The organism is Aeromicrobium phragmitis (assembly GCF_003674095.1).
In the GTDB taxonomy this organism is placed as follows: Bacteria; Actinomycetota; Actinomycetes; order Propionibacteriales; family Nocardioidaceae; genus Aeromicrobium; species Aeromicrobium phragmitis.
Genome location: NZ_RDBF01000007.1, coordinates 161,347 through 170,379, shown reverse-complemented (window position 1 = coordinate 170,379; position 9,033 = coordinate 161,347). Strand labels below are relative to the sequence as shown.

The following is a 9,033-nucleotide window of genomic DNA, read 5'->3' as shown; positions in this document are numbered from 1 at the left end:
CGGGCGAGATTGATGCCGCCCGCGTCTCGGCGATCGCGGCTTGCGCGTGGAAGCTCACCCGCGAACGGTCGATCGAGAAGCTTGATCAGCGTTCCGTCGCCTATGCCGCGACGCACACGGTCAGCGAGCTGCGCCGTTGGGTGAAGCGGTTCATCGCCCGGCACGAACCCGAAGAGACCGAGAAACGGTATGAGGAGATCGTCGCCGAACGGTCCGTGACCATTCACCATGATGAGGACGGGACCGGCAGCCTGCATGCGGAGAACCTGCCGTCGTATGTGTTGGCGGGGATCGACCAACGGCTCGACCACGCCGCGAAAGCCGTGACCGAGGACGACCGCACCATCGCCCAACGGCGGGCCGACGTGTTCGTGGACGCGCTCGACCACATCGACCCCGACAACGAACCCGCCCGGACGCCCAACATGGCGATCGGTGTCATGGTCCCGGCGTCCACGCTCGCGGGAATCGATGATCAGCCGGCGATCAGCGCCGACCGCGACTGGGTGATTCCGGCAAACGTGCTGCGCGTCCTGGCCACCAGCGGCGACCCGTTCTGGTACCGGCTCCTCGTCGACGAACAAGACGACATCCTCGCCGTCACGTACCGGGGCTACTCACCACCCGAACACCTCAAGAACGCGATCCGTTACCGCGACGGCACCTGCCGCTACCCCGGATGCACGACCGAAGCCACCAACTGCGACCTCGACCACCGAGAACCCTGGCCCCACGGACAAACCTGCGCCGACAACCTCTGGGCCTTATGCCGGCACCACCACAAGCTCAAAACCTTCGACCACGCCGAACCCGTACCCCACGACGACGGCTGGGCCTGGCGCGTGGGAGAGACGATCCTGACCGAATGAGTCGGTCAGGTGCTGAGACTGCTGTAGGCGACGACTCCGTGCCGTAGTTCGTCGAGGGCGGAACGTGCCGTGTCGCGCAACGGACCGGCCCCCGCGGCATCAGCCAGCTGCGCCATGAGGTCCAGCAGCTGCTTCATCGCGCGGACGAAGTCACCGGCGGCCATCTCCGATTCGCGCAACACGACGTCCAATGAGGCGCCACGGCACCATTGCCACACCGCCTGCGCGAAGCCGAAGTCCGGCGGGCGCAGGAATCCGACGTGATGAGACCGCTCCAGCAGCATCAATTCGTCGGCGATCCGGTGCATGGCGTCCGCGGCCGCCAGCGCCTCGGGGCCCGGAAGGACCGAGGGAGGCCCGTCCTCCGACCGTGCCTCGTACGTCAACCCGCTGACGACCGCCGCCAGTTCCGCACTGTCGAGATCCTCGAACACGTGCTGACGAATGCACTCGGCGACGACGAGGTCGACGTCACTGTAGATGCGCTGGAGACGGCGGCCCTCGTCGGTCACCTCGTCTCCGCGCAGGTAGCCGAGCTCCACGAGAACCTCGCAGACGCGGTCGAACTGCCGCGCGACCGAGTTCGTTCGCTGCTCGACGCGGCGACGCTGCTGAGCGGTCTCGCGCTCGAGCTTCTGGTAACGCTCCGCCCAGCGCGCGTGGGATTCGCGGTCCGGACAGGAGTGGCACGGGTGCTCACGCAGCTCGCGCCGCAGGTCGGCGATCCTGGGGTCCTCGACCGTCGGCTGACCACCGTGCGGCTGATGGCGCCGATGCTCGGAGGTCGCCGCTCGCGTGCGCAGGGCCGACGCGAGGTCACGGCGCGCTTGCGGGTTGCGCGCATTGAAGCTCTTGGGAATCCGCATCCGGTCGCGTGCCGCCACCGGCGTCGGAAAGTCCACGAGCGCCAGCCGGCGCGCGTGCCGGTTCGCGGTGAGTACGAGCGGACGGGGCCCCTCGCGGTCGGCGTCGGTGCCCGGCTCCAGCACCACCGCGACCCCTGCCCAGCGGCCCGCGGGCACGTCGATGATGTCGCCGGTCCGCAGTTCACGCAACGACGCGAGGACTTCTTCGCGCTTGGCGGCACGGCGCGCCTTCGAGCCGGCGTTCTCCAGCTCCTTGAGTTCACGGCGCAGACCCATGTACTCCATGAAGTCGCCCTGCTCGCACTGCGCCGCATCGCGGTAACCGGCGAGCGCCTCATCGGCCTTGTGCACCTGCCGGGCGAGTCCGACGACGGCGCGGTCAGCCTGGAACTGCGCGAACGACTGCTCCAGCAACTCACGGGCCCGACCGCGACCGACCTGGCGCACGAGGTTGACCGCCATGTTGTACGACGGGTGGAACGACGACGTCAGCGGATAGGTACGGGTGGAGGCGAGACCGGCGACATGACGAGCGTCGAAGCCCGGCTGCCACAGCACCACGCCGTGCCCCTCGATGTCGATGCCACGCCGCCCGGCGCGCCCGGTGAGCTGGGTGTACTCCCCCGGCGTGATGTCGACGTGCGTCTCACCGTTCCACTTGCTCAGCCGCTCGATGACGACCGACCGTGCGGGCATGTTGATGCCGAGCGCGAGCGTCTCGGTCGCGAAGACCACCTTGACCAGGCCCCGGCTGAAGAGGTCCTCGACGATCTCCTTGAATGTCGGGAGCATGCCGGCGTGGTGGGCGGCGACCCCGCGGGCGATGCCCTCGCGGAACTCGTGGAAACCGAGGACGTACAGGTCGTCCTCGGGCAGGTGGGTCGTGGCCGCGTCCACGGTCGCGAGGATCTCGCGCTGCTCGTCTTCGGTGGTGAGAGTCAGACGCGCGTTGAGACACTGCTCGACTGCGGCTGCACAGCCGGCTCGACTGAAGATGAAGACGATGGCCGGCAGCAGACCCTCGGCATCGAGTTTCGTGACGACATCGACCCGGTCCGGCGTCTGGTAGCGGCTGCGCGGGCGCCGCTGCCCCTTTCCGGGTCGGCCCTTGCGCGCGCGGGACAACTGCCAGTCCTCACGTGCCATCCGTTCGAGACTGTGGTTGACCCGCTGGCCGTCGTCCTCGAACAACGGATAGAGCCGCCGGCCGACCATGACGTGCTGGTACAGCGGCACCGGACGCCGCTCTTCGACGATCGTCACCGTATTGCCGCGGACCTCGGTGAGCCACGCGCCGAACTCCTCGGCGTTGGAGACCGTGGCCGACAGCGAGATCACCGATACCGAGTCGGCGAGCCCGATGATCACTTCCTCCCACACGGCACCGCGGAAACGGTCCGCCAGGTAGTGGACCTCGTCCATCACGACGTAGCCGAGACCTTGGAGCGTGGTCGAGCCGGCATAGATCATGTTGCGCAGCACCTCGGTGGTCATGACCACGACGGGCGCATCACCGTTGATGCTGTTGTCGCCGGTCAGCAACCCCACCTGGTCGGCGCCGTAGCGTTCCTGCAGGTCGTGGAACTTCTGGTTGGACAGCGCCTTGATCGGTGTGGTGTAGAAGCACTTGCGTCCGCTCGCGAGCGCGACGTGCACGGCGAACTCGCCGACGATGGTCTTGCCCGACCCGGTCGGCGCGGCCACGAGCACGCCGTGGCCGTCCTCGACCGCCTGGCACGCGGTGACCTGGAAGTCGTCGAGGGCGAAGTCGTACAGGTCGCGAAACTGCGCGAGATGCGGGTGACGGCGGTTCGCCCTCACCTGGGCGTAGCGCTCGGCCGGAGAGGACGACATGGTCCCAGCCTACGGGTCGAGGGGCGAGGGGTCCTCGATCGACGATGGCTGGGTGTCCGCGAGCTCGTCGCGCGTGTTGGCGCGGCGCCGATCGGTCAACCGGGCGATCAGCTCGGACACGAGATACAACGCCGTCATCGGCACGGCGAGGAAGAGCATCGTCAGCGGGTCCACCGTCGGCGTCGCGACGGCCGAGAAGATGAAGATGCCGAGGATCGTCCACGGGCGTGCCCTGGCCAGCTGGCGTGCCGAGACGACACCGATCCGGTTCAGCAGTACGACGACGAGCGGGATCTGCGCGGCGACGCCGAACACGAGCATGATTCGCAGGATGAAGCTCAGGTAGTCCGCTCCCGAGGTGAGGTTCTCCCAGCCCTCCGGAACGAAGCCGATGAGCAGCTCGACGGCCGTGGGCAGGACGTAATATCCCGCCGCGGCGCCGCCGATGAACAGCGGGGCGCCGAGTGCCGTCAGCAGTGCCGCCCACCGCTTCTCATTGCGGTGCATGGCGGGCAGCACGAAGGCCCAGATCTGCCACATCCAGCCGGGACTGGAGATCACCAGGCCGACGATGAGCGATGTCTTGAGCTGGAACTGGAACGCTCCGCCGATCCCGGACATGATGAGCCGGGCGTCGATGCCCTGGGCTTCCAGTTCGGGGGCGACCCGGTTGAACGGATCGGTGAGCCAGTCGAGTATCCACGGATACCCGATCCACGCGACCACCACGCCGACCGCGATGGCCAGCAGTCCCCGCAAGAGGCGCGAGCGCAGCTCGCGGAGATGGTCCATGAGCGGCATCTGGCCGCCCGGGCCCGGGCGCGGCGTGGACGGGCGGCCCCGGCGCAGGGGCACGGCTAACGTTGCTCGCCGGGACGCTCACCCGGCGACGGCGTCTCCGTCGTGACCTCGGAGGCGTCGACCGTGCGCGGCGGTGCGTCGTCGGTCGGCGGCGTCGATTCGATGGACGTAGCGTCCTCGTCCTGGCTCGCCTTGACCTCGGACTTGAAGATCCTCAGCGCCCGTCCCGACCCTCGCGCCAGTTCGGGCAGCTTACGACCACCGAACAGCAGAACTACGATCCCCAGGATGATGAGGATCTCGGTGGCGCCAATTCCTCTGAACATGTCGCTCCTCGATCGGGTACTTATCCATCGTACGCCGCGAGCGCAGCGCGAGCCTGTGCGACTACCTCGTCGCCCAGCTCCCGAGGCTCCACGACGTGCACGAGACCGGCGTTGCGCAACACGAGACGGCGCAGCCAGCTCATGTCCGAGCCGTACAACCGCACGCGGGTCCGGTCACCGTCGGCCGTGTCGTCGACGATCTCGGCCTGATACTCATCCACGAGCCACCGTGCCTCGGGTTCGAGGTCGAGCACGGCATACGGCGTGTCGGGGCCGGGCGTGAAGAGCGCCGGCGGAATGTCGGTTCCGCCGTCGGCGGACTCACGTGAGCGTTCCACCGGCAGCTCGGTCTCCTCGGCCGCCGCGATGCGGTCGAGCCGGAACGTCCGCACGTCCACCGCACGGTGGCACCAGGCGCTCAAGTAGAGCCGGCCCTGCTCGGTGAACACGCGCCACGGGTCGACCCGGCGGCGGGTGCGCTCGTCACGTGCGGCGGTGACGTACTCGAGGTCGAGCTGGTGTCCGCGGCTCAACGCGGACAAGATCGTGTCCTTGATCGCGGCGTCGACGGTCGGAAGGTGGACGTCGACCGGTGCACTCGCACCGACCGCCCCCTCGAGCTTGGCCAAAGCTCCATCGATGGCTTTACGTTGATCGCCGGTGGCCGCCTGGCGCAGGGTACGCAGGGCGACGATGAGCGACGAGGCCTCGCGGGTGGTGAGGGTGAGCGGCCGCGGCATGAAGTCCGCGTCACGCAGGTACACGACGCCGTCGCGCTCGAGTGCGCCGAGGTCGACGTCGATGAGTTCGCCGTGGTACTCCCCCACCCCGGTCATCATCAGGACGGACAGGTCCTTGGTGATCTGCGCCTCGGAGACCCCGAACGTGGCGGCGAGTTCGGACACCGGAACGCCGGCGTTGCTCTGCAGGTACGGGACCATGGCGAGCATGCGAATGAGCCGCTGGCTCGAGGTGGTCGTGGTCATGCGTCCTCCCGGACCGCGGCCCGCAGGCGAGTGATGACGGCCTCACGTAGCGACGCGGGGCTCTCCGCGACGACGTCGGGTCCGAAGGCGGCGATCTCTCCGGCCAGGACGCGGGTGGAGGCGTAGCGCACGGCAATGCGGTCGGTCTCGGCGTCGATCGGTTCGACAAGCTCGGCGATGCGCCGCAGACTCTGCGCGCGCCCGGCGCGAACGCGCAGCACGGCGGCCTCCGTCGGCGGAGCCGGAAACAGCGCATCGGCCAGGTCGCGCAGATTCACGCCGTCAGGCACCAGGTAGCTTCCCGGCTCCCCTACGTGGGCGACGTCGCTGATCACCCGGGCGAGTCGGAACAAGCGGGGGGCGCGCCGGTCGCGGTCGTAGCCGCCGAGATACCAGCGGTCACGCACCGAGATGAGACCCCACGGTTCCACCTCGCGACGGCTCTCGGTGCCGTCGACCTTCCGGTAGGAGAACGCGATGGGGATTCGCCGCGTCGCCGCCGTCAGCACGTCATCGAAGGCCGGCTCATGCGCCGAGAGCCGCGGTTCCACCATCCGCATCGCGTCGGTGTCGATGTCGACGCCGATCGACTTGAGCTTCACCACCGCCGTCGCCGACTCACCGGCGAGGCTGGCCGAATCCCACACCTGCGCCGCCAAACCGATGACGGCGGCCTCCTCCCGCGTGAACGAGAGATCGGGAAGCTCCGCATCGTCACGGCGGATGCGATACCCCACCTCGTCGTCGAAGTACGGGTCGCGACTACCGGTCTCGATCGCGATGCCGAGCTCGCGCAGTTCGTCCTTGTCGCGCTCGAACTTCCGCTCGAACGCCCCAGGAGTCGAGTCGCGGTAATCGGCGATGGACGCCCGGATCTGATCCTTGGTGAGGTACTGATTCGCCGCGAGCAGTAGGAAGAAGAGGTTCATCAACCTCTCGGTCTTACGCTGCGCCATGCCTTGAGGATGTCAGAAGGCGTCGAGCACGTCGACGACGAAGGCCAGATCGCCCTCCGGACGGTTCTGCTCGGCAGCGTTCTCGCCGTACGCGGTCTCGACCGGGCAGGTGAGCAGCACGCGGCTGCCGACGGTCTGGCCCACGAGGGTCGCGTCCCAGCACGGGATGACCTGGCCCTGACCGATGGCGAACGTGGCAGGCGCCTTGCGCTCCCAGGAGCTGTCGAACACCTCGCCGCCGGGGTACGTGCTGCCGACGTACTGCGTCACGAGCGTCTGCCCGGACTCGACCTTCTCGCCCTCACCCTTGATGAGGACCTGCGCCGCGGCGGCGCCGTCGAACGCGGCCGGCGATGCCTCGGTCTTGGCCACGCCGCTGGGATGGCCGTCCTCGTCGTAGGTCACCTCGGGACTGTCAGCCGCGGACTCCTGCTCGCTGCCCGACGCCTCCTGCGGGATCTTCGAGACGATGTCGAACAGGAAGACCATCGTGTCGGTCTCCTCCAGTCCGAGGTCCGAGGGGCCCTGCAGCAACGAAGCGCCGTCGTCGCCGGTGACCGCGATCAGGACGCGGGAGCCGACCTTCTTCTCGTTGAGGCCCTTGCTGAAACCCGGGAGTGCGGTCTCGTTGAGGGTCAACACCATCGGACGATCATTGGCGTAGGAGTTGTCGAACTCCTTGCCCGTGCGCCCGTTCACGGCGATGTAGTTGACCTTGACGGTGTCGCCCTCGGCGACCTCGTCGCCGCTGCCCTCCTTGAGGACCTCCGCTTCGGTCTCGTCGACCGCGAAGTCGGTGCCCACGTCCACCTTGGGGGTACCGTCACCGCTGACCTCCACGCCGTCCAACGACGACGATCCGCCGCTGCCGCAAGCCGACACGGCCAGCAGGAGCGCGGCGGTGGTGAGGGCAACAAGGGTGCGTCGCACAGTGGTTCCTTCGGATCGGGGGACGTAGCAGCCAGCGGCCGAGGACCACCCTAGCCACCATGACAAACACCCCGTCACATGCTGTCGATCAGCCGTTGGACGCGATCGTCGCTGGCTCGGAACGGGTCCTTGCAGAGCACGGTGCGCTGCGCCTGGTCGTTGAGCTTGAGGTGCACCCAGTCGACCGTGAAGTCGCGGCGGCGCTCTTGGGCACGGGCGATGAACTCGCCGCGCAACTTCGCTCGCGTGGTCTGCGGCGGGACGCTCTTGGCGCGGAAGACCTCGAGATCAGAGGTGATCCGGGCCACCGCGCCTTGGCGCTCCAGCAGGGAGAAGAGTCCGCGATCTCGGCGGATGTCGTGATACGCGAGGTCGAGCTGCGCGATGCGCGGATCGCTCCACGCGAGATCTCGCCGATCGCGGTAGCGCTCGAGCAATCGGTACTTGATGACCCAATCGATCTCCCGCTCCACGAGCGACAGGTCCCCGGACTCCACCGCCTTCAGCGTGCGCTCCCACAGATCCATGACGGCGTCGATGACCGGTGACCTGAGTCCGTGACGGTCCACGAAGTCAGCGGCCTTGCCGAAGTACTCCGCCTGGATCTCCAGCGCCGACAGTTCGCGGCCGTTCGCCAGCAACACCTTGCGACGGCCGGTCATGTCGTGCGAGATCTCCCGGATCGCTCGGATCGGGTTCTCGAGGGTGAGATCGCGCATCACCACCCCGGCCTCGATCATCCGCAGCACGAGATCCGTCGTGCCGACCTTGAGCATCGTGGTGGTCTCGCTCATGTTCGAGTCGCCGACGATGACATGGAGTCGGCGGAACCGCTCGGCGTCGGCGTGCGGCTCGTCGCGGGTGTTGATGATGGGGCGCGAGCGCGTGGTGGCGCTCGACACGCCCTCCCAGATGTGTTCGGCGCGTTGGCTCACCGAGAAGACCGTGCCGCGGGGTGTCTGCTGGACCTTGCCCGCCCCGACGATGATCTGCCGCGACACGAGGAACGGGATGAGGACGTCGGCGATCCGCGCGAACTCGCCCCCGCGGCTCACCAGGTAGTTCTCGTGACAGCCGTAGGAGTTCCCGGCCGAATCGGTGTTGTTCTTGAACAGGTAGATGTCGCCCTCGACGCCGTCCTCACGCAGCCGGTCCTGCGCGTCGAGCATGAGTCCCTCCAGGATCCGCTCCCCCGCGCGGTCGTGGGTGACGAGTTCGGTGACCGAGTCGCACTCGGGCGTGGCGTACTCCGGATGGGAACCGACGTCCAAGTACAGACGCGCCCCGTTGCGCAGGAAGACGTTGCTGCTGCGCCCCCACGACACGACGCGGCGAAACAGGTAACGCGCGACCTCGTCCGGCGAGAGGCGACGCTGACCCCGGAACGAGCAGGTGACCCCGTACTCGTTCTCGATCCCGAAGATTCGGCGGTCCATGACGCCAGC

General features: G+C 67.9%; 8 protein-coding genes. 1 reads left to right on the top strand and 7 read right to left on the bottom strand.

Annotation, left to right across the window (positions count from 1 at the left end; all coding sequences use genetic code 11):
- The coding region (locus D9V41_RS11120; RefSeq protein WP_133434175.1) for an HNH endonuclease signature motif containing protein at positions 1-869 on the top strand (869 nt) is incomplete at its 5' end.
- A 5-nt stretch (positions 870-874) separates the two neighbouring features.
- On the opposite strand, the gene D9V41_RS11115 is transcribed toward D9V41_RS11120, so the two are convergent.
- The 7 genes from D9V41_RS11115 to pafA form a co-directional block, all read right to left on the bottom strand.
- Positions 875-3,589: a DEAD/DEAH box helicase gene (locus D9V41_RS11115; protein WP_121794625.1), complete on the bottom strand. Its 2,715-nt coding sequence runs from the start codon at positions 3,587-3,589 to the stop codon at positions 875-877.
- A 9-nt stretch (positions 3,590-3,598) separates the two neighbouring features.
- Positions 3,599-4,381 (bottom strand): twin-arginine translocase subunit TatC, encoded by a 783-nt coding sequence (gene tatC, locus D9V41_RS11110; RefSeq protein ID WP_243697242.1) that lies wholly within the window; start codon positions 4,379-4,381, stop codon positions 3,599-3,601.
- 65 nt (positions 4,382-4,446) lie between these two features.
- A complete protein-coding gene (locus D9V41_RS11105) occupies positions 4,447-4,716 on the bottom strand; it encodes a Sec-independent protein translocase subunit TatA (protein WP_121794624.1) in 270 nt (89 codons plus the stop codon).
- 20 nt (positions 4,717-4,736) lie between these two features.
- Positions 4,737-5,702, bottom strand: coding sequence for a helix-turn-helix transcriptional regulator (locus D9V41_RS11100; RefSeq protein WP_121794623.1), 966 nt, complete (start codon positions 5,700-5,702; stop codon positions 4,737-4,739).
- Complete coding sequence (locus tag D9V41_RS11095; protein WP_121794622.1) at positions 5,699-6,658, bottom strand: helix-turn-helix transcriptional regulator; 960 nt, start codon at positions 6,656-6,658, stop codon at positions 5,699-5,701. Before D9V41_RS11095 ends, D9V41_RS11100 begins: the two co-directional genes overlap by 4 nt.
- Positions 6,659-6,670: 12 nt before the next feature.
- A complete protein-coding gene (locus D9V41_RS11090) occupies positions 6,671-7,588 on the bottom strand; it encodes an FKBP-type peptidyl-prolyl cis-trans isomerase (RefSeq protein WP_133434174.1) in 918 nt (305 codons plus the stop codon).
- Positions 7,589-7,662: 74 nt separating this feature from the next.
- The gene (pafA, locus tag D9V41_RS11085) at positions 7,663-9,024 is read right to left on the bottom strand and encodes a Pup--protein ligase (protein ID WP_121794620.1); all 1,362 of its coding nucleotides are present in this window, start codon (positions 9,022-9,024) and stop codon (positions 7,663-7,665) included.
- Positions 9,025-9,033 lie beyond the last annotated feature (9 nt).

Excerpts from the sequence above, each read along its gene's own strand:
- D9V41_RS11115 (WP_121794625.1), bottom strand. The coding sequence starts at position 3,589 with ATGTCGTCCTCTCCGGCCGAGCGCTACGCCCAGGTGAGGGCGAACCGC.
- tatC (WP_243697242.1), bottom strand. The coding sequence starts at position 4,381 with ATGGACCATCTCCGCGAGCTGCGCTCGCGCCTCTTGCGGGGACTGCTG.
- D9V41_RS11105 (WP_121794624.1), bottom strand. The coding sequence starts at position 4,716 with ATGTTCAGAGGAATTGGCGCCACCGAGATCCTCATCATCCTGGGGATC.
- D9V41_RS11100 (WP_121794623.1), bottom strand. The coding sequence starts at position 5,702 with ATGACCACGACCACCTCGAGCCAGCGGCTCATTCGCATGCTCGCCATG.
- D9V41_RS11095 (WP_121794622.1), bottom strand. The coding sequence starts at position 6,658 with ATGGCGCAGCGTAAGACCGAGAGGTTGATGAACCTCTTCTTCCTACTG.
- pafA (WP_121794620.1), bottom strand. The coding sequence starts at position 9,024 with ATGGACCGCCGAATCTTCGGGATCGAGAACGAGTACGGGGTCACCTGC.